The 26,189-nt window shown below is 51.1% G+C and carries 25 protein-coding genes and 1 pseudogene; 25 read left to right on the forward strand and 1 reads right to left on the reverse strand.

Annotated elements, in window-relative coordinates; all coding sequences use genetic code 11:
• Nucleotides 1-1,371: 1,371 nt before the first annotated feature.
• The 16 genes and pseudogenes from LU196_RS09575 (at nt 1,372) to LU196_RS09650 (ending at nt 17,160) form a co-directional block, all read left to right on the forward strand.
• Nucleotides 1,372-2,256 (forward strand): ParA family protein, encoded by an 885-nt coding sequence (locus tag LU196_RS09575; RefSeq protein ID WP_232759070.1) that lies wholly within the window; start codon nt 1,372-1,374, stop codon nt 2,254-2,256.
• Nucleotides 2,249-3,622, forward strand: coding sequence for an SPI-7-type island replicative DNA helicase (dnaB-PI, locus tag LU196_RS09580; protein WP_232759071.1), 1,374 nt, complete (start codon nt 2,249-2,251; stop codon nt 3,620-3,622). The genes LU196_RS09575 and dnaB-PI overlap by 8 nt, the downstream gene beginning before the upstream one ends.
• A 2-nt stretch (nt 3,623-3,624) precedes the next feature.
• Nucleotides 3,625-5,151 (forward strand): ParB family protein, encoded by a 1,527-nt coding sequence (locus LU196_RS09585; RefSeq protein ID WP_232759072.1) that lies wholly within the window; start codon nt 3,625-3,627, stop codon nt 5,149-5,151.
• 48 nt (nt 5,152-5,199) lie between these two features.
• The gene (locus LU196_RS09590) at nt 5,200-5,784 is read left to right on the forward strand and encodes a DUF2857 domain-containing protein (protein ID WP_232759395.1); all 585 of its coding nucleotides are present in this window, start codon (nt 5,200-5,202) and stop codon (nt 5,782-5,784) included.
• Nucleotides 5,781-6,035, forward strand: a complete 255-nt coding sequence (locus LU196_RS09595) for a hypothetical protein (protein ID WP_232759073.1) — start codon at nt 5,781-5,783, stop codon at nt 6,033-6,035. The genes LU196_RS09590 and LU196_RS09595 overlap by 4 nt, the downstream gene beginning before the upstream one ends.
• 90 nt (nt 6,036-6,125) lie before the next feature.
• Complete coding sequence (locus LU196_RS09600; RefSeq protein WP_232759074.1) at nt 6,126-7,310, forward strand: STY4528 family pathogenicity island replication protein; 1,185 nt, start codon at nt 6,126-6,128, stop codon at nt 7,308-7,310.
• Nucleotides 7,311-7,410: 100 nt separating this feature from the next.
• Nucleotides 7,411-8,133 carry a PFL_4669 family integrating conjugative element protein gene (locus LU196_RS09605; RefSeq protein ID WP_232759075.1) on the forward strand — a complete coding sequence of 241 codons (723 nt, stop codon included), beginning with the start codon at nt 7,411-7,413 and terminating at the stop codon, nt 8,131-8,133.
• Nucleotides 8,134-8,747: 614 nt separating this feature from the next.
• Nucleotides 8,748-9,219: pseudogene (locus LU196_RS09610) on the forward strand (STY4534 family ICE replication protein).
• 189 nt (nt 9,220-9,408) lie between these two features.
• Nucleotides 9,409-9,573 carry a hypothetical protein gene (locus tag LU196_RS09615; RefSeq protein WP_232759076.1) on the forward strand — a complete coding sequence of 55 codons (165 nt, stop codon included), beginning with the start codon at nt 9,409-9,411 and terminating at the stop codon, nt 9,571-9,573.
• A gap of 66 nt (nt 9,574-9,639) precedes the next feature.
• Nucleotides 9,640-11,235, forward strand: coding sequence for an anti-phage dCTP deaminase (locus LU196_RS09620; RefSeq protein WP_232759077.1), 1,596 nt, complete (start codon nt 9,640-9,642; stop codon nt 11,233-11,235).
• Nucleotides 11,236-11,370: 135 nt separating this feature from the next.
• Nucleotides 11,371-12,057 carry a TIGR03759 family integrating conjugative element protein gene (locus tag LU196_RS09625; RefSeq protein ID WP_232759078.1) on the forward strand — a complete coding sequence of 229 codons (687 nt, stop codon included), beginning with the start codon at nt 11,371-11,373 and terminating at the stop codon, nt 12,055-12,057.
• Complete coding sequence (locus LU196_RS09630) at nt 12,036-12,671, forward strand: transglycosylase SLT domain-containing protein (protein WP_232759079.1); 636 nt, start codon at nt 12,036-12,038, stop codon at nt 12,669-12,671. The genes LU196_RS09625 and LU196_RS09630 overlap by 22 nt, the downstream gene beginning before the upstream one ends.
• A complete protein-coding gene (locus tag LU196_RS09635) occupies nt 12,668-13,174 on the forward strand; it encodes an integrating conjugative element protein (RefSeq protein WP_232759080.1) in 507 nt (168 codons plus the stop codon). Before LU196_RS09630 ends, LU196_RS09635 begins: the two co-directional genes overlap by 4 nt.
• A gap of 161 nt (nt 13,175-13,335) precedes the next feature.
• Complete coding sequence (gene traD / locus LU196_RS09640; RefSeq protein ID WP_232759081.1) at nt 13,336-15,420, forward strand: type IV conjugative transfer system coupling protein TraD; 2,085 nt, start codon at nt 13,336-13,338, stop codon at nt 15,418-15,420.
• Complete coding sequence (locus LU196_RS09645; protein ID WP_232759396.1) at nt 15,420-16,181, forward strand: TIGR03747 family integrating conjugative element membrane protein; 762 nt, start codon at nt 15,420-15,422, stop codon at nt 16,179-16,181. The genes traD and LU196_RS09645 overlap by 1 nt, the downstream gene beginning before the upstream one ends.
• Before the next feature lie 328 nt (nt 16,182-16,509).
• Nucleotides 16,510-17,160: a hypothetical protein gene (locus LU196_RS09650; RefSeq protein WP_232759082.1), complete on the forward strand. Its 651-nt coding sequence runs from the start codon at nt 16,510-16,512 to the stop codon at nt 17,158-17,160.
• Between the two features lie 304 nt (nt 17,161-17,464).
• On the opposite strand, the gene LU196_RS09655 is transcribed toward LU196_RS09650, so the two are convergent.
• On the reverse strand, nt 17,465-18,472 hold the full coding sequence (locus tag LU196_RS09655) for an HNH endonuclease (protein WP_232759083.1): 1,008 nt from the start codon (nt 18,470-18,472) through the stop codon (nt 17,465-17,467).
• 119 nt (nt 18,473-18,591) lie between these two features.
• Between LU196_RS09655 and LU196_RS09660 the strand changes: the two genes are divergently transcribed.
• From LU196_RS09660 to LU196_RS09700, 9 genes are read left to right on the forward strand one after another with little or no spacing between them, the layout of a single operon-like run.
• Complete coding sequence (locus LU196_RS09660) at nt 18,592-18,930, forward strand: RAQPRD family integrative conjugative element protein (protein ID WP_232759084.1); 339 nt, start codon at nt 18,592-18,594, stop codon at nt 18,928-18,930.
• Complete coding sequence (locus tag LU196_RS09665; protein ID WP_232759085.1) at nt 18,921-19,163, forward strand: TIGR03758 family integrating conjugative element protein; 243 nt, start codon at nt 18,921-18,923, stop codon at nt 19,161-19,163. Before LU196_RS09660 ends, LU196_RS09665 begins: the two co-directional genes overlap by 10 nt.
• A gap of 46 nt (nt 19,164-19,209) precedes the next feature.
• Nucleotides 19,210-19,587: a TIGR03745 family integrating conjugative element membrane protein gene (locus tag LU196_RS09670; RefSeq protein WP_232759086.1), complete on the forward strand. Its 378-nt coding sequence runs from the start codon at nt 19,210-19,212 to the stop codon at nt 19,585-19,587.
• A 10-nt stretch (nt 19,588-19,597) separates the two neighbouring features.
• Nucleotides 19,598-19,960 (forward strand): TIGR03750 family conjugal transfer protein, encoded by a 363-nt coding sequence (locus LU196_RS09675; RefSeq protein WP_232759087.1) that lies wholly within the window; start codon nt 19,598-19,600, stop codon nt 19,958-19,960.
• Entirely contained in the window at nt 19,957-20,616 is a 660-nt protein-coding gene (locus LU196_RS09680; RefSeq protein WP_232759088.1) for a PFL_4703 family integrating conjugative element protein, read from the forward strand. Before LU196_RS09675 ends, LU196_RS09680 begins: the two co-directional genes overlap by 4 nt.
• Nucleotides 20,613-21,476, forward strand: a complete 864-nt coding sequence (locus tag LU196_RS09685; RefSeq protein WP_370640983.1) for a TIGR03749 family integrating conjugative element protein — start codon at nt 20,613-20,615, stop codon at nt 21,474-21,476. The genes LU196_RS09680 and LU196_RS09685 overlap by 4 nt, the downstream gene beginning before the upstream one ends.
• A complete protein-coding gene (locus LU196_RS09690) occupies nt 21,466-22,953 on the forward strand; it encodes a TIGR03752 family integrating conjugative element protein (RefSeq protein WP_232759089.1) in 1,488 nt (495 codons plus the stop codon). The genes LU196_RS09685 and LU196_RS09690 overlap by 11 nt, the downstream gene beginning before the upstream one ends.
• A gap of 11 nt (nt 22,954-22,964) precedes the next feature.
• Complete coding sequence (locus LU196_RS09695; protein ID WP_232759090.1) at nt 22,965-23,378, forward strand: TIGR03751 family conjugal transfer lipoprotein; 414 nt, start codon at nt 22,965-22,967, stop codon at nt 23,376-23,378.
• Nucleotides 23,378-26,182: a conjugative transfer ATPase gene (locus LU196_RS09700; RefSeq protein ID WP_370640984.1), complete on the forward strand. Its 2,805-nt coding sequence runs from the start codon at nt 23,378-23,380 to the stop codon at nt 26,180-26,182. Before LU196_RS09695 ends, LU196_RS09700 begins: the two co-directional genes overlap by 1 nt.
• Nucleotides 26,183-26,189 lie beyond the last annotated feature (7 nt).

The following is a 26,189-nucleotide window of genomic DNA, read 5'->3' on the forward strand; positions in this document are numbered from 1 at the left end:
CCTTTAAAGCTATCATTCCCTTGCGTTTCGCAATGTTATATCGGAGTTAAAAAATAATTTCAAACTACAGAAAAATTTAACCCTAGCGGATTTTCCAGCACAGAATGCTTTGTAATATTCAGATACATGGCTATTCTTAAAAATGAATGTTTATTCATTTTTAATTTTTGTTAAAAATTATCTTTAAAATCAATTTTGTTTTTTATGCATTTGAATTTTAATGATTTTTATAAATGCATCCTTTTTGTTATGTGGGAAAATTTCATCTGAAATTATTTATTTATCTGTAATATATGAATAAATATTCATTTTAAAGCGTTTTGTAATTTTGTGCTGAAACTTTTGCTTTTGGCCAGACCTCACTAAGATAATTCACCATGATTAACGTTTTTGCGATATATCATAAAAAATTAATCAATGTGAGTCCAAGCCAAATATTTACCTTACTTTTTTTTTTAATTAATTATTAATTATTCTAATAATGTCATGATGTCCTTGTTTGGCTTTACAGACACGGGCAGTGCTGCCTAAACGCTGTGGGCCTGTTGAGGTGGCACAGAGGTGCTTAGGTGATCTTGACTTCATAGAGCAGCGCCAACATCTTGTCCACACGAGAATGCCTTGTATAACGCGTGGAGAAAGGGCCGCTGTTTTGAGCCGGGTTGCTTGTCATCTAAGGTAGGGCGATAACCCTAAGAGCGACTTTAGTCAGCTACGTTATGAGTGGAGTTCGGTAACGGTGAGCGGGGAAGCAGAGGTCTGCTCTGCGCGTTCTAGTCTTGGGTTAAAGCAGCGGAAATGACAGAGTACTTTGCCGTGCGTAGCTTGATTCACAATTGTCGGGTAGGGATGGCACCACGTTGTGAGCAGGATTATCGGCCATTGTTCTGAATGACCAGACATGTACTTTGCCGAGAACAGCCTAAACGGAACGCAATCTCAGCAGGTTCGTGGCATAGATGTAAGATAGTCATATTGAAACGTAGCGGGGAAGGCGGTTGATAAGGCATAAAACATCGTAGCGGTAAGTTGTGCGGAATAGGGATATTGCGTGTAAATGAAAAAAGGGTACCGGCGCTAGCCAATACCCTTTCTAGAAGAAAGCTGTGTTTAACTTTGAAAAATACATTTATCAAAATGCATTAGTCGTTGCTTTTAAACACCCTCTTATCTTCAACACCCGTTAAAAAACCTCTCTAACCAGTGCGCTTCAATTAATGGTGCCCGGACGCGGAATCGAACCACGGACACGGGGATTTTCAATCCCCTTGCACAGATTTTAGGGTTGATTCTAGGCGGGAAAATAAGTCGTTAGACGGGTTTTTACATAGTTGACGAGATGCATATCCGAACTTACTTCGGATGTGCGAAATGAAAATACTTCCCGTAATTTCCACCAAAGGTGGAGAAGGCAAATCTACGCAAGCCGCAAACCTCTGTGGCTTCCTTGCTGACGCAGGTTTGAAGACGCTTTTAATCGATGGCGACTTCGGCCAGCCCACCGCCAGCAGCATCTATCAACTCACCTATGAAGCGCCGTGCGGTCTATACGAGCTGCTGATGCAGACCGTGGATCTCAGCGATGCCAGCAAGATAATTTCCCACAGCTTTATCCCTAATCTCGACGTCATCATCTCCAATGACCCGCAGGCTCATTTGCTGACGGCCATGCTGCACGCGCCAGACGGTCGGTTGCGCATGCGCAATATTCTGCAGCACCCGCTTTTTAAGCAGTACGACGCCATCATCATTGATTCGCAGGGCGCACGCTCAGTGATGCTGGAGCTGATAGTGCTCGCTGCTACCGACTCCACTATCGGCATCGTTAAGCCAGTGTTGCCGGATATTCGTGAGTTCCTGCGCGGTTCGATAGCGATGTTCGAGCAACTGCGTTCGCTTTCCTCTTATGGCATTAAGCTGCCCGCCGTTCGTATTCTTGTTAACTGCATGGATTACACGTCGCTGGCCAAAGCTACGTTGTCGCAGCTGGAGGCAATTGTGAGCGAAGGGAAATACAGTCCCTTTGCTCACGAAATTCCGGTGTCGCTGCTGAATACCCAAATCTTCGATCTCGATATTTATAAAGCAGGCCATTTCGCTGGCGAACCTGCGCACCGGCTTGAAACACAGACGCGTCGCAAGAGTGATTCAGCTCTACAAACGATGCATAACCTGGCGTGTGAATTGTTCCCGGAATGGCAAAGCAAGTTTGACGCGCTTCTTTCACACTCGGTGAAGGAGGTGAATCATGTCTAAATCCAGCAATTACCCAATCGATATGCCACATTCCATCGATGCTGAACAGGCGGTGCTGGGCGCGCTAATGCTTGATAACGATCGCTGGGATGATGTCGTTACGCTTATTCAACGCGAAGACTTCTTCTCCGGACCGCATCGCTCGATTTTCAAAGGCATCGATGAGCTTGCCAGAGGCAACAATCCCTTTGACCTGATCACCCTCAGCGAGCTGCTGGAGCGTCACAACATCATCGATCAATGCGGCGGATTTGCTTACCTCGCCGAGCTTAGCAAGAACACACCCAGCGCCGCCAACATCCTCGCCTATGCGCGGATAATTGCCGAAAAGAGCCAGCTGCGTCAGCTTTACATGCTCGGCAACCAACTCACCCGCGATGTGCAGCTACCTAACGCTGCCGCAAGCAACATCACCGAAGTCGCCGAAAGCCAGCTCTTCAACCTTGCCGAGAAAGGTCATGCGCGCCAGCACCAGGAAATCACGGTTCTCGATGGCATGTCGCAATTACTTACCCGGTTAGAAGAAACCACCGGCGGCAATGGCATCACCGGCACGCCTACAGGCTTTAGAGAAATGGATCAGATGACCTGCGGCTTGCAGGCGGGCGATTTAATTCTGCTGGCAGCGCGTCCTTCGATGGGCAAAACGGCGCTGGCATTAGCGATGTGCGAATCGGCGCTGGATGCGCTGGAGAGCAATTTAGTTTTCTGCTTCAGCCTGGAAATGCCCGCCGAGCAGTTGATGATGCGGCTGGTTGCAATGCTGGGCCAGGTTGAGCTGAATTTGCTGCGCAGCGGCCAGCTCGATGATGAATGCTGGGCCAGAATCAGCATGGCGATGGAGCGCGTTACAGCATGGAAAGATAGACTGATTATCGATGAAAACAGCGACCAGACTCCAGCGATGTTGCGTGCCCGCGCGCGGCGTTACATCCGTAAATACGGGCAACCGAGCCTGATTCTGGTCGATTACCTGCAGCTGATGCGTGCGCCTGAGCAGGAGAACCGTACGCAGGAAATTTCAGAGATCTCGCGCTGCCTGAAGGCGCTGGCCAAAGAGCTGAAATGTCCGCTGGTCGCGTTATCCCAGCTAAATCGTCAGGTTGAATCGCGCCCCAACAAGCGGCCAAACAACGGCGATCTGCGTGATTCCGGTGCGCTGGAACAGGACGCCGACCTGATTCTCTTCATCTATCGTGATGAAGTTTATAACGAGAACTCCACCGAAAAAGGCATCGCCGAAATCATCATCGGCAAGCAACGCCAGGGCCCTATCGGCACCGTCAAAACCGCCTATGATGGCCGCTACACGCGCTTTTCAAATGCTGAAAACAACCCCTATCACTTCGGTTATGGGAGGGTTTAGGCATGACAGCGATGGCAAAACAGCGCACAACCGACCTGACCGATGCTCTTCTAAAACGCGGTCGTCAGGCTGAAGCAACATTAACCGTGGCAACGCCAGATGCGCCTGGCAGCGAAATGCCAATGGTGCTGACGCTGGATCAGTTGCGCCCCAATCCCGATAACCCGCGAACCAGCCGCAATCCACGCTTTGATGACATCAAGGCATCTATTCGCGCGCGTGGCCTCGATACCGTGCCGAAAGTCACGCTCGACCCCGACAATCCCGGCTCCTATATCTTCAGCGACGGCGGCAACACGCGTTACCAGGCGCTGAGTGAGCTGTGGGCAGAGACGCATAGCGAACATTTCTACCGCGTGCATTGCCTGTTCAAACCGTGGCCTGGTCGCATTAAATGCGTGATTGGCCATCTGGCTGAAAACGAGCTGCGCGGCGAGCTGAGCTTTATCGAGAAAGCGATCGGCATCCGCAACGCCCGCCAAATTATTGAAGATGAATCAGGCAAAGCGGTTTCCCTGCGTGAACTGGCAACTGCGCTCACTGAGCAAGGCTATCCGGTTAGTTACTCCAGCCTGAGCCGCATGGACAGCTGCGTCCGTCATCTCTATCCACATTTACCGGCGCTGCTGGAGTCGGGTCTTGGCCGTCCGCAGATCAACGCGTTGTTGGTGCTTCGCAGCGATGCCGAGAAATTGTGGAATCACTACTCGGCTGAAGCGAAACCGGATGCCACGTTTGAAAACGTGATGGCCAAAGTGTGCCCACATTTCAATTCGCCGGAGAGCTGGTCGCTGGAGATGTTTCGCGACGAGTTTATTGGCGAGCTGGTCAACGCGCTGCCGCACCCATCACTTAACTACGACCGTTGGCTGATTGAGCTTGATCCCAGTGAACAAAACCGCCGCCAGCTGTTTGGCGAACCTGAACCGGTTGCACCGCAGCTGCAGCAGCAAAACCAGCAGCCTGAACCGGAAGCAGCACCGCGCGCACCTGCGCTGGTTCGCAAGCCAACTCCACCGCCCACCACGCCAAATGTTGCCAGTGGCAACACTTCCGAACCTAATTCCACTGCTGCCACTGGCAACACCTCCGAACCGAGTTCTCCTGTTGCCACTGGCAACACTTCTGATGCGGTTTCTGCTGTTGCCAGTAGCAACACTCAATCAGCCGCACCGGATTTTTGGTCCATCCCCACTCTGCAGGATGACGCCGATCACCTGCGTAATATCGCCTTTCGCCTTGCCTTTGAACTGGCCGATTCGGATAGCGATGGCGAGGCTGTCATACCGGATAACAGCGCTAATTCGGCGGGCTATCGCATTGACGAAGAGCTCAGTGCCTCGCCGATTTCATGCCTGCTTTCCTCGCTGGCTGGCGGCGCATGCGATGAAGACTTACCTGACCTGATGCGCGAGCTGCTGATCGGCAGCAGCGATGCAGCACCGCGATTTGATGATGCACTTACCCAGACGTTTATGAAGTTAATCCGCACGTTGCGGCGGCTGCGCGAACTGCAGCGCCAAAGCTGAGCGGCATGTTTAGTCGATTGAGATTACTGAAAACCGGAGATAACCATGATGAGTAACAGCTTGTCTCAGGCCACCAACGGTCTGCTTACCCAGTTAGTGATGGAACTCAAATCTGGCTACATCCGCCGCTGCGAAGCGGTGGGTTTGATGCCCGAGGAGATGCAGATGCTTCACGGGCTAACCATTGAAGACCTGCACTACCTGATGAACAGCCCCGTATCAGTGCTGACTTTCCGCATCCACCACGAAAACCTGTCGTTGATGTTGCAGCAGGCACGACGTGAGCAAAGACGCCTGCAGCGCATCGATCGCGCGCTGGCGCTCAACGGCTCGATCGAGCTAATGCAGCATTACTTCGGCCTGTCCACTGTGGAAGTCGCCGCACGCCGCCGCATGGCCGGTATCGAAGTGCGCAAGGGGCGCGGCGTGGTGCTCAACGATGAGGATAACGCCGAGATCTGGCGCAAGTGGCAGAAAGCCAGCATTGGCGATCCTGACAGCGCCGATGGCCTCGACGTGATGATGCTGTGTGCTGAGCAGATGGATTTGTCACTCACCGCTATCTGGCACGCTGTACATGGCTGGCACAGCAATAAAAAGCCTGAGCCCGCAGCAATGCGGAAGATGGCATGAGCCAACGCAACCAGACGCTGACAGAAGGACTTGTCGCACCGGTCAACGTGCCAGAGCCCTGCCGTCGCAAAGCGGTGAGGCAACTGACGCTGTTCCGGTGTGGCAAGAACAACTTCACGCGCATCAAAGCGAATGGATCGGACTATCTCAAGATTGACATTGGCCTGTTCTGGCGGCTGCTGGGTAAAAACAGCGGTAAAGACTGGGAGCTGATGACGCATGAGAGATACAGCAAGGCGATCTGGAAATAGCGAGTGTTGTCACTCTGTATCCCGCGCGGGGTGCAGCAATAACAGCATTCACCCGATGGCATGTGGCGATCGGCGGCAAAAGGAAATGACATGAATCTCCCCTCTGACAGCCTAATCGCTTTCACGATGGAAAAAATGCAGGCGCGCCTGGCGGAAAAAGCCAGTGACGATGGCGTCTCGCAGCTGCGCAGCGGTTTGCTGTATCTCGGCAATGTACAGGATGCGTACCCGCGCCAGCTGCTGCTTGATACGCGACTCTCACCGCTCGATAAAATGGCGTGGATGATGATCCGTCTTTACGCGCAGCAGAATCATGGCGCAGTGTTCCCCAGCTATGACGAGCTGCAGCTCCAGCTCGCTTCCCCGCATAAAGGTAAGGCGTCGCGCGAAACGGTCAGCCGCGTGCTGCTTATGCTGCGACTAACCGGCTGGCTCAGCCTGTGCAAGCGCGTTCGCGACGATCAAGGCCGCGTGCGCGGCAATATCTATGCGCAGCACGACGAGCCGCTAACCTGCTGTGACGCCGAAATAATGGACCCGGCCTGGCTCGATACCGTCGCTGAAGCGTGTCGCAATGGCAATAAAACCATCAAGCAAACCGCGTTGCAGGTGCTTGATGAAATCAAAAATGACCCGCAGATGCGCCACTGCAAAAGCCATATTAGCCAGATCGAAAGTCGCCTGGGCAAGCCACAAACGCCACAGGAAATGGCCGCAGCCAGGAAGCTCATCTCCCCGGATTCGGTTTCCGAACCGGGTATAAAAACGCCGAGTTCGGAAGCCGAACCCAGCATAGCGGCGCATTCAAATTCACTGAGTTCGGTTTCCGAACCCTCGCTGATACCAAGGCTTCGGCCCGGAGTTCGGAATCCGAACGGTAACGTACGTTGTTTTACACAAGGTGTGAAAAAAAACACGTATACACCGGCTGCGCCAGCTTCTGAAATCATCCCCGAACGCTACCGCCAGCGTTTCACCCAGGAAGATCTCGCCATGCTTGAACACCGGCTGGCTGCGTTGCCCACTGAGCAGTCGCAGCAGCTGCTTCACCAACTTGGCCAGAATCTCGATGCCGGTTCAATCCAGAATCCAACCGGCTGGCTGCTGGCGATTATCAAAAAAGTGAGAATCGGGCAGTTCACTCACGTTGCGGATTCGCCGCCAGTCACCGCACCGACCAAACAGTCACAACCTGAACCAGCGACGAGAGCATCCCGCTCCGCCGCTGACATCGCCGGGATCGTGCAATCGATACGCCAACGCCTTAACAGCTGACGAGCCAGATAACTGGCAGTTGTGTGAATGGTTTTACGATAGATGTTGCCTCAACGCTCCTGAAAACTGGCGAAGCATCATCAATTATATGGAGTGGGAAATGGCTGAAGAAAAGAACGAAACCGATACGGCCAAAGCGGGCGCGTTACGCTCCTCTTTGACCATTGAACTGCACTCGCATTATGCGATTCGATTATGGGAAGGCCGCAGACGCCAACCTGATGATCTGCGTGAACGTGGCAGGCCACAAATCCTCAGTATGCCGCGTGTAATTCAGCGCGCCAGTTTGATGAGCCGTGACGCTGAGGGCGACAATCCTTATGCAGATATGGCGCTGCTGAAGCTGGAGAACGCGCTGGATTTGGCGACTACAGAGATTCAGAAATTAGTAGATGAGCTGGAGGCGACGCTCAAAGCTATCCCCGCGCGGATCTCACTGACGGATGTATCGTCGGTGTCGCCGCTCAATATTGGCGTGTTCAGCCGCACGCCGCTGGGGTATCGCTGTGTCTGGCTGCTGGTTGGTTACGATCAACTGGCGATGAAGGTGTTTCAGGCATCCCATTACGGCTTGATCAGCGGCAAAGAGCGCGATGAAATGCTCAGCAATGGCGGCCATCTGGTGCGTAAAGTGTATGGCGTGGCGCAGCACTATCGTTCGTTCGCCGTAACGCGCGCCGATCTGGAGCAGAAGACAGTGATTGCCAGCGAAGCCGTCAAGCTGCTGGGCGATGTTGATCTGGAGGTGATGACGGGAAAAATGCTCTCCACCTTTTCACCGAACATGAAAAAGCTGGCGGAAAATAGTGAAGCTTCTGAATAACTTTCTGGCGCTTCAGCAAAGCCTTTTATGTCCTCAGCGATGCTGATAAGGTTAACAGGCTTCGATGTAGCACCCCGTGACTGCGGGATGGTTGGATGTCTTTTACGGGGACAGAAAATCATCAGTCCGGCAGGCAAATCACCGCACATCCGATTTGGTCTGTAAGGCGCACGCCCTCCGTGAAAACCGCGCCGGAGTTTCCTCTCCCGGAGTAACGAATAAACTACCGGTCTGCGTGCAGGCCCTGAGCGCTGGCAATTGCTGGCGCTTTTTTATTTTTATCTCCGCAAAACTACTTTATCGCTGACATCCGCTTTTAGCGGCAGGACACTGGAACGGCATTATTGTTGTTGTCTCAACAACCAGCCAATGTTTCAGCAGCCTGAGAGAAACGCTTACGCGGTTGCCATCTAAAACTTCATGACCTGAGAGAAGTGCTGCTTTTGCAGTGGTCGATCCGCTCAACCTCTTAATGCGGATATCACCTGTGTGATGAGGTTCTTTGCACTAACCAGCCAGCGCGGCATAGCTATCCGCGCTTCCTGACGGAAAGCATTTATCCGTCAGGGATGAATGTTTCTCCGTCACTATTTCCCACTCCTGGAGTAAACATCATGACTGCTACCACTACCAACAACGCTGCAAACAACACCAACACCGCTTCTACCAAAACTGAATATTTCAATCTCAACATCAAGGGCCTGGGTTATCTGAGCAACATTCGCAGAATTGAAACCCTCACTGGCGGCTTCCTTAGCGTGGTGATTAATGCGCTAAGCGGCCCCACTGACAACCCTACCTACGTGCGCTTTGATGCCACGGTCGCTTATAAGTCGCTGCCAGAAAGCCGTAGACGAGGACCAGAAAGTGCTGCTTGGGTTTACTCTCAGCAATCTGACGTCTGACATTTTCACGCTCAACAAAGGTGACCACGCAGGCGAACAACGGGTTAGCTTGAAAGCCAGACTTATAAAGGTCGATTGGATCAAGATTGGTCAGGCGATGGTTTTTAAGGCTGACAAGAGTGAGACTCAGCCACCAAAAAATTCGCAAAAAACTAAGAGTTACGTTAATAACTCATTTTAGATTCTTAACACCCCTCACGAGGGGTGTTTCTTTTTCATTATAAATCATGCGGTTAATCGAATGGATTGCACAATCTTGAAAACCCTGTACTTTGCATTACTATCGTTATAGTGTACGGATGATGGTTTTAGAGGTTGACGATATGTTAGTCAAGGGTAGAATGTCCGGACTTTTTGCGAGGGGCGTCTAATGATTGTTGAATTTAAACTTACAACAAAAAAAGAAGAAGAAAAAAAACCTTCAAATCATAAAGATAACTTTGAAGGAGTTGTTAGCTTTAAGTCTAAATCAGCATCTGATGAAGAAAAGATCATACAATCTATCATTACTCGTGCTGAAAATTTGAATTGGTAAATAGTAGTAACACTCTTCAAAGAATCTTATATATAGTGGTGCTTTTAAGTGAGCGGAAGTACCATTATGACTTCAAACACAGCAAAAAACCTTCCTAATCTGCAATCTGGAACAACCAGTTCAAATCAAGACAACACCGATTCCATCACTATGCTCACTGGACGCCAGTCTAATGAGTTGATAATTGCCTTTTGCGGACCGATCGGGGCAGGAATTAAATCAATTAGAGAATCATTTGAGACCAATCTAATAAAATCTGGTTATGAAGTACATCATATTTTGCTTAGTAAAATTATGGATTCAATAAGTAGCCAACCAGCAACTATCAATGGGCCGTATGATCGCTATAAAAAAAGACAGCAACAAGGCAATGATTTGCGCAAGCAATATTCACCACAAATATTGGCCGAAGCTGCAATTTCTGAAATAAAATTAATTAAAGAAAAAATAAAGAGTAAACTTAATGAGCCCGAAGGGGCTGCATTTAAAGGAAAAATTGCTTATCTCGTCGATCAGCTTAAAAATCCATCTGAAGTCGAACTACTCAGAATGGTATATCAGCATAATTTCTATCTAATCGGTGTATTAAGAAATGAGTCGGAAAGAAAAAGAAATCTAAGAGATGAATCAGTTAAACCTGAGCAAATTGATGAATTGATACACTTGGATAGAAAATCTGGTGGGAAACTTGGTCAGCAAGTTGAAAAAACCATACTTGATGCGGATCTATTTGTTAAAAACAATCATAGTCATAGAACCAACTTAGATTCAAAGATAAGTCGTTTCATTAATTTAATTCATGGAAAGAATGGTATATCCCCTACATTCCAAGAGAAAGGGATGTTTGTCGCATTCTCAGCCTCTCTACAATCAGCCTGCCTTTCTAGGCAAGTTGGAGCTGCAATATTAGATAAGCATGGGAATATAATTTCTACGGGTAGGAATGATGTTCCTAAGTCTGGAGGGGGATTATATACCTATGAAGATGAAGAAAATGATTACAGGTGCATTCATAAAGGTGGCCGCTGCTATAATGATCTCCATAAAAACAAGATAAAAGAAGGTATAACTCGTGAACTTAGAAAGGAAGTCTTGAATTTCCTTTCAACTCATAAAATTTCAAAAAGCAAGATTTTCAATAGATTACCAATTGAAGGATTGTATGATAAAATAACTGAAGAGATTTTTGACAACACACCAATTGGATCATTAATCGAGTATTCTCGCGCCATACATGCAGAAATGGATGCAATCACAACATTAGCGAGAACAGGCGATTCATCAACAAGTGGCAAGCTGATGTTTACGACCACATTCCCTTGCCATAACTGTGCTAGACATATTGTTGCCGCTGGGATTAAAGAGGTGATTTATATTGAGCCTTATGAAAAAAGTCTTGCGTTAGATCTCCATGATGATGCAATAAACGATTCGAATAGTGTCAATCCCGATAAAGTTTCTTTTATTCAGTTCGAAGGTGTCTCGCCCCGAAGATACCATAAATTCTTCTTTGCAACTGCCGACAGAAAAAAAACTGATGGTAAAGCGGAAGAATTCGCTACAAAGTATAGAAATCACGTCGACATCCAGTTTATTGATAGTTATCAATCAATTGAAGATAAGATTAGCGCAAACTATTTTAAGAAAACATCGAGAGTTTAATTTTAAAAGGCAATCATTTACTCATTGAGATGATGATTGCCTTTAATTACCCATATCTAAATTTATTTTATATTTCCACACTCCCTTGCCATTTAATACCGTGTCGTTTATCAAGTATTGATTAGGAAGGAAGTAATGAACACCCTGAACTTAACAATCACTGCAGCACTATCTCTAGCAATAATGTCAGAGGGTGCTTTTGCCACTCCTTATAAACACACAGAAACAAAAGAATCTAAAGTTAACGCACTATGGGGGATAAATAATGAAGAGTACACACGCTATCAATTATTAAAATCTGGCCCTAGAGGTTATCAATCACCAAATTTAGATCCTTTAAGCTCTCTCGGAATTGAAGCCCGCAACGACACCGAACGCCGCCACTACGCCGAACTCTGGGTTAAACAAGAATACGAGCGCACGGAAAAGGAGCTCAAATTCCAGCGCGAAGTTGATGCTGCCTGGAAGCGCTTGATGCCCAACATGCTGCCGGTCAACATGGGTAACGCCGCAGGTATCGCACATGATTCCGGTGGCCGACTCGCGCTGTTCGTGCGCGAAGCCGATTGCCAGCGCTGCGATGCCCGACTCTCCGCCGTTCTCGCGGATAAACGCCCCGTTGATATCTACCTTGTCGATAGTGAAGGCAGCGATCAGAAACTCCGCCGCTGGGCGCAGCAACATCGCATTCCCGCCGAACAGGTTCGCGAGCGCCGCATCACCCTAAACCACGATGCAGGCCGCTGGATGCGTTACGGCAACGGCATCATGCCGGTTCTTCTCCAGCAGGGGGAAAGCGGATGGCATATCGCAGCGTTCTAACCATCGCTTTATTGTTGATTGCCGCCAGCTCAGTGGCGTCAACCAACATGCAAAGCGTGCCATCGGGCTATCAGAAAGTTGCGCTGCAGCATGGCGTTCCCGCTGAATCACTTTACTCGCTGGCGTTGGCTGAATCATCTCGGCAGCTACCACACGGAACGCGACCTTGGCCCTGGACAATCAACGTCGCAGGAAAAGGTTACCGCTACGAAAGCAGACAAGCAGCCTGGCAGGCGCTACAGCAGTTTATGAAAGGCCATCCGCTGAAGAGAATCGATGTCGGCATCGCGCAAGTCAATCTTGGCTGGAATGGGCACCGCTTCAGCTCAACGTGGGATGCGTTTGATCCTTACATCAACCTGAACGCAGCGGCGCGCATTCTTCGCGAGTGCTGGGAACGCAGCCCAGGCAGTTGGTTAAAAGCCGCTGGCTGCTATCACCATCCGGCTGGCGGTAAACCTGCAGCGCGCTATCGGCAGATTGTCAGCCAAAAGCTGGCTTCACTAACACCTGCTCCACCTCGTCCAATCGCAACACAGGCTCCCGCTAACCTCGCGAGTAACCAAACACCTTCAACCGAAATCATCTGGACAGAACCCCGGAGGCAGCAATGAAAAAATTGATGCTGGCTGGCGCGATCGCCGCGTTGCCATTTCTCTCAAATGCGGAACTCAACGTTATCGCTGATCTCGGCGGTCAATCGGCAACTACGTTCTATGAAGGAATCAACGCTAAGCCTCAGCCACAACAGCAATCAATCCAAGCTGATTACAGTGAAGGTTCAGTGTTGCCAGTGGCAACACCTGAACTCACTCCAGGCATTATTGAGCCGCGCACGCTGAAACTGCCAGGAATTGGTGCGCTGTTTCTGGTTGGCGATGATGCTCAATCGCAGGAATGGCTTTCGCGAAATGCTGCACTGCTTAGCCGTCGTGGAGCGGTTGGGATGGTGGTAAACGTCAGCAGCTCTGCATCGTTGCAGCAGCTGCGTCAGATTGCGCCTGCTCTGCAGCTTGCACCAGTATCAGGTAGCGATTTGGCGCACCGCCTCAAGCTGGAACATTACCCGGTGCTGATCACTGAGCACTCACTAAGCCAGCAGGTTTCAGCCCAGTGATGGGATTCGCCGGATTGCATGGAATGTCCCATGCATCGCTGATGCTCCTTCCACTATTCTTCATCCTTTCTATGGCCCTGCTGCGCGCTTACTGGTGCTGGCGCAATCTGCCTCACCCCACGCGCAGCATGCCGGAATCCTGCCAAAAGTGAGTCACTGTTATGAGCGATCGCTATGTTATTGAAGCGCTATTACGTCCCGCAGTTGAGTTCAATACCACATTGGTAGCTGCCACCGCCAGCTATGTTTGCGTGGCAGCGCCCTGGGCTGTCGCATTGTCGCCTTCTGTCAGTTATGTCACCGCAACCGGCTTTGCGGTGCTGGCCGCCGTTCGTGCCCGTCAGGGATGTCAGGTGATAAGATATCGCAGAAACCTGCGCCGATTGCCGCGCTATGTGATGACCAGCCGCCAGGTTCCAGTAAGCAATCACCTGCTGTTCCTGGGCAAAGGTTTTCTGTGGCAGCAGAAACACACTCAGCGCCTGCTCGATACGCGTCGGCCAGAAGTCGAGAAGTATGTGCAGCCAGCGAAGATCTATCAGTACGCACGTAGGCTTGAGCGTGCGTGCGAACATTCTCTGCCCTGGCTGCCTTCGCTGATTTCAGCAGATACGCCGCTGAATCCGGTTCGTCCGTTGCCACCGGTTGGCGGCAATCCGGCGCTGCACGGCATCGAACCGAATGAGCGCGATGTATCGATGGATCTCCGCGAGCGCATTGGGCATACCTTAGTCGTTGGCACCACGCGCGTGGGCAAAACCCGGCTGGAAGAGTTGCTGGTCACGCAGGATATTCGGCGCGGCAATATCACCATCGTCTTCGACCCCAAAGGCGATGCCGATTTGCTAAAACGCATGTGGGCTGAAGCGCACCGCGCCGGTCGTCAGGATGACTTCCACGTTTTCCATCTTGGCTGGCCAGAGATCTCAGCACGTTACAACGCGGTTGGCCGGTTTGGGCGCGTGTCGGAAGTGGCTTCGCGCATTGCAGGTCAATTAGGCGCTGAAGGTAACAGCGCCGCGTTTCGCGAGTTTGCCTGGCGGTTCGTCAACATCGTGACACGCGCGCTTGTTGCACTTGGCCAGCGCCCCGATTACTCGCTGATTCTTCGCTACGTCACCAACATCGGCGAGCTCTATCAGCGCTACGTGGAACATCTGGTTGATAAGCATCTGCCAGAGCTACGCAGCAAAATCGAGAATGGCAGCAATGTGCTGAAGGAGAAGGATCTGCCGCGTAATATGCAGGGGCAATCAAACGCCACGCGTATCTGGGCAATGGAGCTGGCGCTGAGTTCTGAAGCCGGTAAAAAGCTCTATGATCCTATCCTTGAAGGGTTGCGCTCCGCAGTGCGTTATGACCGAACCTATTTCGATAAAATCGTCGCCTCACTGCTGCCGCTACTGGAAAAACTCACCACCGGCAAAACGGCGGCGCTGCTTTCTCCAGACTATGAAGACCTCGATGATCCGCGCCCCATTTTCGACTGGCAACAGGTGATTCGCCAGCGCGGCATCGTTTATGTCGGTCTGGATGCGCTCTCTGACAGTGAAGTCGGCGCTGCCGTTGGAAACAGCATGTTCGCTGATTTGGTGAGTATCGCGGGGCATATCTACAAGCACGGCATCAATGACGGCCTGCCGGAAAATGGCGACGGCAAGTTGCCGATCAGCCTGCACTGTGACGAGTTCAATGAACTGATGGGTGATGAGTTCATTCCGCTGATTAACAAAGGCGGCGGCGCAGGCATCGAGGTGACGGCTTATACCCAAACGATTTCTGATATTGAAGCGCGCATTGGCAGCAGCGCCAAAGCCGCGCAGGTCACGGGCAACTTTAACACGCTGATCATGCTGCGGGTGCGTGAGAACCGCACCGCCGAGCTGCTAACCAGCCAGCTGCCTGAAGTGGATGTGTATTCCAAAACGCTGGTTTCTGGTTACACCGATATTACCAATCAGGAGCAAGGCACCGATTTCACCTCCAACACGCAGGACCGTGTGAGCATGGTTAAAACGCCGATGCTCACTCCGGCTGACATCATCAATCTGCCCAAAGGCCAGGCGTTCGCACTGCTGGAAGGCGGCCAGCTATGGAAGATTCGCATGCCGCTGCCTGCCGCTGATAAAACCGATTTAATGCCGGAAAGCCTGCAGAAGATCGCTGCTGAGATGCGCCGTAATTACCGCACCAGTGAAGCCTGGTGGTCTGGTGCTGCTGGCACAGAACCGCCGGGAGGTGAATGATGCCACCACCAAACACTTCAGCACCGCCAGCTCGCGTTCAGCAGCCCAAAGAACATGGTTTTCTGTTTAATCTGCTTTGGGGATGGCCGTGGAAGCTGATTGGTATGCTGCTGGCTTCGCTGTTCTTCAGCTTGGTAATGGAGTACATCGGCATTGCATTCTTCTGGCCAGATCAAGGTGCGGCGCATAGCCAGCAGGTGATGCAGATCGAGAGCGGCTATCTCTCCACTGAGTTCACGCGCAGCCTGCTGCTGTCACAGCCAACGGTTACGGTCACTGCCTGGGTAACACAAGTTTACCAGTGGCTAGTTGTCGATAGCGGTTTGCAGGGATGGATCGCGCAGCAGAATCAGGCAATGGAAAGCGGTGGTAATGCAGTTGCTGCCGGTTTGAGTGCCGGTAGCCGCTGGCTGGCATTGGCACTGCAGGAATATCTGTTGGCTACGGTTTATGTCGCGGTGGTGACGCTGATTCGTGTGACGATTTTGGTGCTTTCAATACCGCTGTTTCTGATGGTAGTGCTGGTCGCGGTGGTTGATGGACTGGGGCGGCGAGATTTGCGACGTTATGGCGCGGCATATGAATCCAGCTTTGTTTATCACCATGCTAAACGCTTCGTTAAACCCGCGTTCTATGTGCCCTGCATGGTGTATCTCTCGTGGCCATCGGCTGTGTATCCAAATCTGTTGTTGCTGCCTGCCGCGCTGATGCTGGGAATGGCACTGGCGGTGCTGACAGCTTCGTTCAAGAAGTATTTATGAGCTGGACGACAGCGTGCAAAGCTCGACTTTGTGCGCTGTCGTTAGCAGGCAAGCCGCGAATGCGGCGCGGCAGATTCACGGTATACCAAGAAAATATTACATTGTAAGCGGTAAACTCCGTCCACGTTGGAGAGCTCCCCGTAGCCCAAGGACATAAAGAGTTTAATATTAATGCGATGAATCGAATGACTGCTTTGAGTGAATAAGTTACATTCAATATTATTGAATCATGGCCTGCTATAACATATGAGTGAAAAACTTGATTTTTATGGCCTGTGATTGAATGCATGACGAATTTTTATAGCCCTTTCAATTGGATGAAATCTTTATGAATAAAAATAAACTCTTGGCACAATTATCAAAACATTCACTTCAAGCACAACTCGATGACTTTGAGAAATATATTAACCAAACACCTCCCCGGCAAGCAGTTGATTTATTAAATTTACAAAAAGCCTATGAAGATGAAAAAAAGGATGCTCAAAGTGATTACATTGAATACTTAGATGATTATTACTCCGAACAGTACAATTTCTTAATTGAAATACAGCCAAATATATTTAATAAATCCACTTTAGTTTCATTGTACTCATCCCTAGAACATAACCTAAATGATTTTTGCAATCTCTGTCAAAAAATGAAAGGAACGAACATATCAGTTGCCGACTTTAATGGTGATGGCATTCACAAAGCAAAAAAATATTTAACAAAATTAATGGGCATAGACTTTGGGCAATCACAAGAGTGGCAATTCATTACCGAATTTAACAAAGTGAGGAACTGCATAGTTCATGCCAATGGAGACATTAATAAAATGACTTCAACTGACAAATTACAAACTATCGTAAATAATGAACCGGAACTTTCTCTAAAAAAAGATAACATTACCATTTCAGCGGCTTATCTAATTAAATCCATCAGAGAAATAAACGGTTTATTCCTTTGGTTATATGAATGCATAGATGGAACATCAAGCTAAACTTAAAAAATTAAGTTCAGATTTACATTGTTACAACAGGAAGGGGTTACTGAGACACCGAAATTACTAACGCTTTGGATAGGAGCGGGTGTGCTTACAAACCGTTTCCCATTTGTCAAAACGATAACGTTGGTACTGGCGAACAGGAACGACGTTATTTTTTTTAGTGAATGACATATTAAATACCCTCTATCAGGCATTTATCCCCAATGGACAAATTGCCAACGGCGATTAATGCTGAAGAAGGGTGTCTCAGTAACGTTTAGAAATATACACGAAGCCTAAATGTTGTCAATAAAATTCATCAGTATTTATTGTTTATTTTGGAAATTTTCCCATACTCAACTTCGTCTTTATTATTTATTGTCATCCCATTGATCTCCACTGGTTGCATTTCATCGAATGAGAACTCAAAACTCTCTTCTTCTGAGAAAATTTTCTCATGCCCTCCAAGTTTAATAAGCTTGCTTCTGGAAGATCCAAATAACTGTTTTCGTCCACAGTAGTCATGGTAATTTGGAATTAACTTCATTGAGATTTTTCCGTGGCGCTCTCCTATTAACGGGATATCCTTGGTGCCACGCCATAGAGGGATTTGGTATATGAAATTTTTAAAACAAATCCTGAATATCATGTAAGGCATGTCATGGACGAAATCCAATCTCTTAATTATTAAAATATTTATATCTGGAAATGGATTGAAGCCGGGAATGAAAGTGTAGAAGCCCTGAATAAGATCTGGATGTATGAATATAGGGTTGGAATGTGCCTCTTGCACCCATTCCAATGCTTCGGAATATTCACTTAGATACTCCTTTGGGATTATATTTAGAGCTACTTTCATTAAAGCCTTAAATACACCAAAAGGATAGTAGGGTTCTTTTTTAGATCTTACAGTCACGGTTTTGTTTTCCTTATCAAGAGATATCGATGAGCCACTTTCTCTTGATACAAACTCCAAAACATTACTCTTCCCTAAATATACCCTCTCCCTTTCCTTCTGAAAGTGTTTTTTAGGTACTCCTTTTTTACCCTCAATAACTGTTAATGTTCTGTGAATGCCTATGAAATTCGCCAAGTCAGTTTCTATAGTATTACCAAACTTCTGATTGCACGCATCGCACTCATCAACTGAAAATAGATATTTATTACCAAGAAAATCAGGCACGACATGAGCCAACTTGCGAAAGGAAACTTCTGGTTCATTTCTTTTGCAAAATCTGCAATTGCCTTTTTCATTTATAAATACTTCCGAATTTAGTTCACTCGCATAAACAATTTCGTATCCATTCAACCAATCTAAATTAAACATTTTAGTCACAAGGCTATTTCAGGTGGTAGGTTAAATTTAAAGTTAACATAACGATTAAACATTGGATACATATGATTTTATTAAGAACAATCAACAGCACAAACTTTGGAGGTGCCGATATGAAAAAAGTTCTTTTTTTGGGTAAAAATAATCGATTACTGATATCTCTGATTTTAATTATCCCGTTATTATCTCGTGCTTCAGAATTAGACGAACTCGCCACCACCCAACGCCTGCTCGACCAAGTCCAGCTCTCCCTTGACCGGGCCCGCACCGTCGCCGCGCAGTCCGATCCCAACAACCGCCGCCGTTACCTGTTCGATTACAAGAAAGCCAATGAAGACCTCAACACCATGCGTGCAGGCATCGACCGCTACACGCAGCCTTCACGTGCGCAACCGCTGGATTATGGCAAGGTCAGCGGCGATTACACGCGAGGCCGTCCGCTATGGCGATGACTGCCGCGCAGATCAACGCTTTTAAAACGGCATCCGGCAACATCGATATTAGCGTTCTGTATCTGGTGTCCGTTGGGCTACTACTGTGCGTGCTGTTTCTCTGGGCAGCATGGGCGGCGGTGGATGTCTGGCATGGCTGGGCAAATACCAAAGTTCGGGATGCCGCGCTTGCCCGATTTGTTATCCGTTCTATGGCTTTACTGATCGTCTGCATCTGGATGTTCGCCAGCTAACGTAGACATTTTCGAAGTGCCTTTACCCGTCAAAGAGGAATGTTCCATGAAATCAAAGTTAGTTCGCTTGTCTCATTTCAAAGACCGTCAGGTCATGCGTCTGGGTTCCGGGTTGATTCTGGCCTGGTTGTCTTGCAAACCGGCGCTGGCCGATCTGCCTACCGTTGAAGCGCCAGAGTCCAGCGGCGGTACCGGATTGATGGGCCAGATCAAAGGTTACGCTCAAGACTTCATCGTGTTCGCGGGTCTGCTGGTTTGTGCAGTGGCATTTATCAACGTTGCAACCAGTGCGGTGCATACGTTCGTTGAAGTGCGTAACGAGCGCGCCACCTGGACCAAGTTTGGCTCCATCGTAGCAACCGGCGTCGTGTTACTGGTCGCGACGATCTGGCTGCTCGGTCAGTCTGCCGAAATCATTCTGTAAGGGGATACGCATGCAGACCATCCGTTTCCTGCCCGATCGACTGAATGCCGAACCTGTCGTATTTCGTGGTTTCACCACGCCGGAATTGGGGCTGGCGGCATTGATGGGATTAGCGGTTGGAGGTGTGGTGTGTCTGCCGTTTTTTCCACTGCTTGGCTGGGTCATCATCCCTACGGGAATGCTGCTCATGCCGTTACTACTCATTGCGTTTGGCGGGCGCTGGATGGCCCGCCTTAAACGCGGCAAGCCAGAAAACTATATCTGGCAGCGGCTGGAGGAGAAGAAACGTCGCATGGGCTACGGCGATCGCTCTCTCATCATCAGCTCACACAGCTGGTCTCTGCGCCGTACACCGAAGGGAGCCGGAAAATGAGCCAGTTCCGCAATGCTATTCAACGCAGCGATCAGCACATCAAATCGCTGCGCATCGCTTGTGCTTTCCTTGTTCTGTTGGTGCTGATCACCTCAACTGGCTGGATGCTCGCCCCTCGCAGCATGACCATTCATAACCCGCCAGATTTGCGCACCGGCAGCACGCGCCCGTGGTGGGAAGTGCCGCCATCATCGGTTTACGCCTTTGCCTTCTATATATTTCAGCAGCTCAACTCCTGGCCAAAAAATGGTGAAACTGATTATCCCACCAAGATCCGCGCGTTATCTGCTTACCTGACCCCGGCCTGCAAAGACTTCCTGGAAAGAGATGCCACCGAGCGCACCAACCGCAACGAGCTGATTGACCGTGTGCGTGTGGTGTACGAAATCCCCGAGCGTGGTTACAGCAGTAAAAGTGTCTCGGTGCGAGACCGTGATAACTGGGTGGCGCGTCTGGATCTAGTCGCTGATGAGTATTTCCATACCGAGCCGGTTAAGCGCGCGATGGTGCGATATCCGATGAAAGTCACCCGCTGGAATGGCGATCCCGAAACCAATCAGTTTGGTCTGGCGCTGGATTGCTACGACGGCGTACCACAAAGACTCGAAGCCGCACCACCGCAGCCGAAGCCTGAGCATAAGGGGATGTTTGAATGATGACGCTCACCAGATTGCATGTTGCCTGCAGGCTGATGTTGGCGGTGTTGCCAGTGGCAACACTTGTGCCGAATACGGTTCAGGCGGTTGAATTAATGAAGTGGGAGCGCATCCCGCTGCAGGTCACGTTAAAGGTTGGTCAGGAGCGCGTGGTGTTCGTCGATAAAAACGTGCGCGTCGGCATCGCACCTGCGCTAAAGAGCAAGCTGCGTGTGCAAAGCACAGGCGGCGCGGTTTACCTGAAAGCGAACGAAGCGTTTTCCCAGACCCGCATCCAGCTGCAGGATGTCGAGAACGGCGAGATCATCATGCTCGATGTCACCGCAGGTGCGAAGGGTTCAGCCGAGCCGGTGAAGCTGGTTTATGAAGATGGCGACAGCGAAGCCGATACAAACCTTGGGCAAGCTGAAGCTGCCAAAGAAGAGAAGAAAGTCAGCTACTCTGCGCCATTACCGGTCCTGCTAACACGTTACGCGTCGCAGCGATTGTATGCGCCGCTGCGCACGGTAGAGCCGGTTCCCGGTGTACGTTCGCTGCCGCTGCATTTACCCAGCCGCATTACTACGCTCTATCCCGCCGAACCATTAAAGATCCAGCCCATCGCGGCGTGGGCGGTACAAAATCAGAACGTGGTGGCATTTCGCGTTCGCAACATGACCAGCCGCAAAATCATTCTCGATCCGCGCTCACTGCAGGGCAAGTTTGTCTCCGCTACTTTCCAGCATCGTTTCCTCGGTTTAGTCGGCACGCCTGAAGACACCACCATGCTCTATCTGGTAATGGATTCGCGCCCCGAAAACGCATTGATTCCTGAAGCGAAGGTAAGCCGCAAAGCGCGAGGTAAACAGCATGCAGATTAAATCGAACACGCTGGTCAAAGTGCTGGTGCCGGTCTTTCTTCTCGCGGGCGTTGCGGTGGGCATAAAAAGTTGCAGCATAAAAAGTGAGGCGGAGAAAACCAGCGCCACGCCAGAAAAGCCCAAAGCGCTGGCCGATCTGACGCCTGCCGAACTTAAGGCGCTGGGCGTCGAAGGTGATACGCCAGAAGATACGCTACGCACGCTGGTCGGCACGCTCAAAACCATTCGCGGTAAGCAGGAAACGCTCGACCGCCAGAATCTCGACCTGGTTAAAGAGAACGAGCGGCTGCGTACGCGTAATCAGAACGTTGCCGGACAGGTAAACGAAGCGGTATCGAACTATCAAAAAGTTGCCGAAGATCGCCGCCAGCAGCTGCAACAGGAACAGCAATCGCTGACCAGTAAAGTACAGGAGCTGAGTAATCAGCTGGCCAAGCGCATGGCGTCCGAGAAGCAGGATCAGAGCAACAGCGATATTCCTCTGGGGCTCGGTCTGGATGATGTTGCCAGTGGCAACACTAATGATGGCGTGATGTGGGTTTCACCCAGCGATCAGCGCAGCGGCACGGAAGCGGGCACAACATCCAGCGATGGCAAATCAGTAATCGGTGGATTCCCGACCTCGTTCCTCGGTGATAACGCGTTGAGTAAGAGCAAAAGCAACTACGAACAGAAGGTAAAAGGCTACTCCAACAGCCAGAAAGAGGAGGAAAGCACCGAACCGGTGTATACGCTGCCGGAAAACTCCACGTTAATTGGCAGCAAAGGCATGACCGCGCTGCTGGGACGCGTTCCAATCAATGGCACCGTCACCGATCCTTATCCATTCAAAGTACTGATTGGCCGCGACAACCTGACAGCCAACGGCATCGATTTACCCGATGTTGAAGGCGCGATTGTTTCCGGCACCGCATCCGGCGACTGGACGCTCTCCTGCGTGCGCGGACAGGTGAACTCTATCACCTTCGTCTTTAGCAATGGCCGGGTGCGCACGCTGCCGCGCCCTGATAACAACGGCAAGAGCAACGGCCAGGATGGCGGCAAAAAGCAGGACGGCGGCATTGGCTGGATTTCGGATGAAGCCGGGATTCCCTGCATCAGCGGCACGCGCAAATCCAACGCATCAACTTACCTGCCGACCCTCTTCGCTCTTTCCGGCGCAGCCGCTGCGGGTGAAGCGCTCAACGAAAATCAGCGTACCGGGCAAACCAATGCTTATGGCGGCGTGACTTCCACGCTCACCGGCGATGCCGGTCAAGCTGCGATGGGCAAAGCGATTGCCGGTGGCGTTGGTGATGTTTCCGAATGGGTGAAACAGCGTTACGGGCAAACCTTCGATGCGGTTTATGTGCCACCAGGCGCGAATCTGGCTGTTCACATCACGCAGCAGCTGGCGATCGATTACGAAGATAAAGGTCGCAAGGTGCGTTACAACTTCAGCGTACCGGGTAATGCCGCGCGCATCGGGCTGGACTAAGGGGATAGCGAATGAACAGAGCATTTATGCCGATCGCGCTCGCCGCGCTGGTTTCGGTCATTTCAGGCTGCAGTACCTCAAAAGAAGAGATGCTGCCTGCAGGCGACAGCAGCATGCTGGAGCTGTGGCAAGGCAAAGGTGCGAGCGGTTCAGCTCAGCGTGGCGCGCAGGGACGTGAAGCGCTGCGCCGTCCTCTGAGTGAAACAGAAGATCAGCGCGCCGACAAACTCGACCATTCTTACAGCCGCACGCAGGAAAGCGAGATCACACAGCAGTTCCCGCGCCTGCCTAACCCTGACATGGTGATGTATGTGTTTCCGCATCTTGCCGGTGGCAATTCGCCGGTTCCCGGTTACAGCACGGTATTCCCGTTTTACAGCCAGGTGCAATACGCCTTGCCGGGTGAGCGCACGGAGGATCTGTAATGATGTTTTCCCTGTTTAAAAAGCCTGCCTCAGTCACCGAGCAGATTTCTGCAAGCAGCCAGCCGCAGCCACTGCCGCGCCCCGGCAAAATGACGGTGCAGGATGAAGCGGCGCTGTATCACGCCAAACCTTCCATCATTGATTACCTGCCGTGGGCCGAATATCTGCCGGAAGATAAATGCCTGCTGCTTGATGACGGCATTTCGGTCGGCGCGGTTTATACCATCACGCCGATTTCGTCCGAGGGGCGCACCGCCGCGCGCCTGGAGGAAATTCGCGATCAGGTTGAAGATGCGCTGCAGGACAGTCTGGAAGAAGACGACATCTCGCCGTGGGTGGTGCAGTTCTTCTGCCAGGATGAAGACGATCCTGCCGCCTATCTGCACACGGTCAAAGAATATGTGAAACCCTGGGCGCGCGGCACAGATTTTACCAATGCCTGGCTGGGTGAAACCGAGCGCCATTTGCGGAACATTGCCATTCCAACAGGCTTGTTCCGCGACACGCTGGTCACTGGTCAGCCGTGGCGCGGGCAGCAGCGCCGCACGCGCATGGTGGTTTATCGCTGGGTGCCAGGCGCTGCCAAAGGTGTGAAAGACGTTCACGCGCTGCCGCCCGTTACGATGTTGAATCAGGTTTGTGACCGACTGGCGGCATCGCTCGGCGCGTCGGGCGTTGCCTGCCAGCGGCAAACCGGCGCGAAGATCCATGAATGGCTGTTGCGTCTGTTTAATCCCGATCCGCAGCATGGCTTGAGTAAAGAAGCGTTTTACGCCGCAGCGAAGCATCACGATGTAGAAGCTGGTGAGCTACCGATGACCAACGATTTTGCCGAAACGCTGTGGTACACGCCGCCGCGTTCCGACATGGAAAACGGTGTGTGGTGGTTCGACAATAAGCCTCATCGTGCAATTGCTATCGAGCGTCTGCGCCGTCCGCCCGAACCCGGCATGCTGACCGGCGAAGTGGCACGCGGCGAGCACATCAACGCGCTGATGGATTTGCTGCCCGAATGCACGGTAGTTTCACTAACCATCGTTTCCCAGCCGCAGGATGTGCTGGAAAACGACTTCATTAAGCTGGCCAAAAACGCCGTGGGTGAAAACACCGAATCCGGGCGCGTGCGCGAGGATGTGCGCGAAGTGAAAGAGTATCTTGGCCGCCGTCACAAGCTGTATCGCGGGGCGCTTACTTTCATGCTGCGCGGCAACGATCTGGCCGACCTCAATCGACGCCAGCAAAACATGTCGGCGGTGCTGCTGACCGCTGGCCTGCAGCCGGTGCGCCCGGAATACAACGTCTCACCGCTGAATACCTGGCTGCGCGCGCTGCCGATGTGCTTCAACCCACAGAAAGATCGTCGTCACTGGTATACGCGCCTGACGTGGGTGCAGCATCTGGCGGGTTTATTACCGGTGACTGGCCGCGCGACCGGTAGCGGTCATCCCGGTTTCAGCTTCTTTAATCGCGGCGGCGAACCGCTGACTTTCGACCCTATGAATAAGCAGGATCGCACGCAGAATGCACATATGCTGCTGTTCGGCCCAACCGGTGCGGGTAAGTCGGCCACGTTGTGCGCCGCACTCTCTCAGCTAATGGCCATTCACCGCCCGCGTCTGTTTATCGCTGAAGCCGGTAACTCATTTGGCCTGTATGCCGACTATTGCGAAAGCCTTGGCCTGACGGTGAATAAAATCAGCATTCGTCCCGGCTGCGGCGTCAGTCTGGCGCTGTTCGCCGACGCGCATCAGTTGCTCGACCTCAAACCGGAACAGCTGCAGCTCAACGAAGCCGACATCCCGGATGCCGATGAAGATGATGGCGATGAACAGCGCGACATCCTCGGTGAAATGGAGATCGCCGCGCGCATGATGATTACCGGCGGCGAAAAGCGCGAAGAGGAACGGTTAACGCGCTCTGACCGTGGCCTGATCCGTGAAGCCATTATGATGGCGGCGCAGACCAGCTACAACGAGTCGCGCCAGATGATTGCTCAAGATCTGCAAACCGCGTTGTTTGCCATCGCGCGCGATAACAGTGTAGATAGCAGCGGCCAGCCTTTGCTGACCGAACGCCGCCGCGCGCGCGCCGATGAAATGGCCGGTGCGATGTCGATGTTCACCAGCGGCTTTGAAGGCGAGTTGTTCAACCGTCCCGGCACGCCGTGGCCGGAAGCCGATGTCACGCTTATCGATTTGGGTACGCTGGCGCGAGAGAACTACGGTGCGCAGATGGCGCTGGCGATGGTTTCACTGGTAAACACCATCAACAACATCGCCGAACGCGACCAGTATCTGGACCGCGAAATTGTCTTCACCATCGATGAAGCGCACATCACCACCACCAATCCGCTGCTGTCTCCGTATATGACCAAGGTGGTCAAAATGTGGCGTAAGCTCGGTGCCTGGCTGTGGATGGCGACGCAGAACCTGGCGGATTACCCGGACATCGCAGAGAAGATGCTCAATATGGCCGAATGGTGGCTGTGCCTGACGATGCCGCCTGATGAAGTGGAGCAAATCGCGCGCTTTAAGAAGCTGAGCGATGAGCAAAAGTCCGTGCTTCTCTCCGCCAGTAAGCTGCCGCGTTGTTACACCGAAGGCGTGGTGTTGTCGAAGAAAACCGAAGCGCTGTTCCGGGCCGTGCCGCCCAGCCTCTACCTTGCTCTTGGCATGACCGAAAAAGAGGAAAAAGCCGAGCGTCGTAAGTTGATGAAAGAGCATAGCTGTAGTGAGCTGGAAGCTGCAGTGATCGTTGCGCGCCAGCTCGATGCGGCGCGTGGCCTCAAGTCTGCCACCGCATAATCAGGGA

The sequence above is a fragment of the Pantoea sp. Mb-10 genome (genome assembly GCF_021272205.1).
Classification (GTDB): domain Bacteria; phylum Pseudomonadota; class Gammaproteobacteria; order Enterobacterales; family Enterobacteriaceae; genus Pantoea.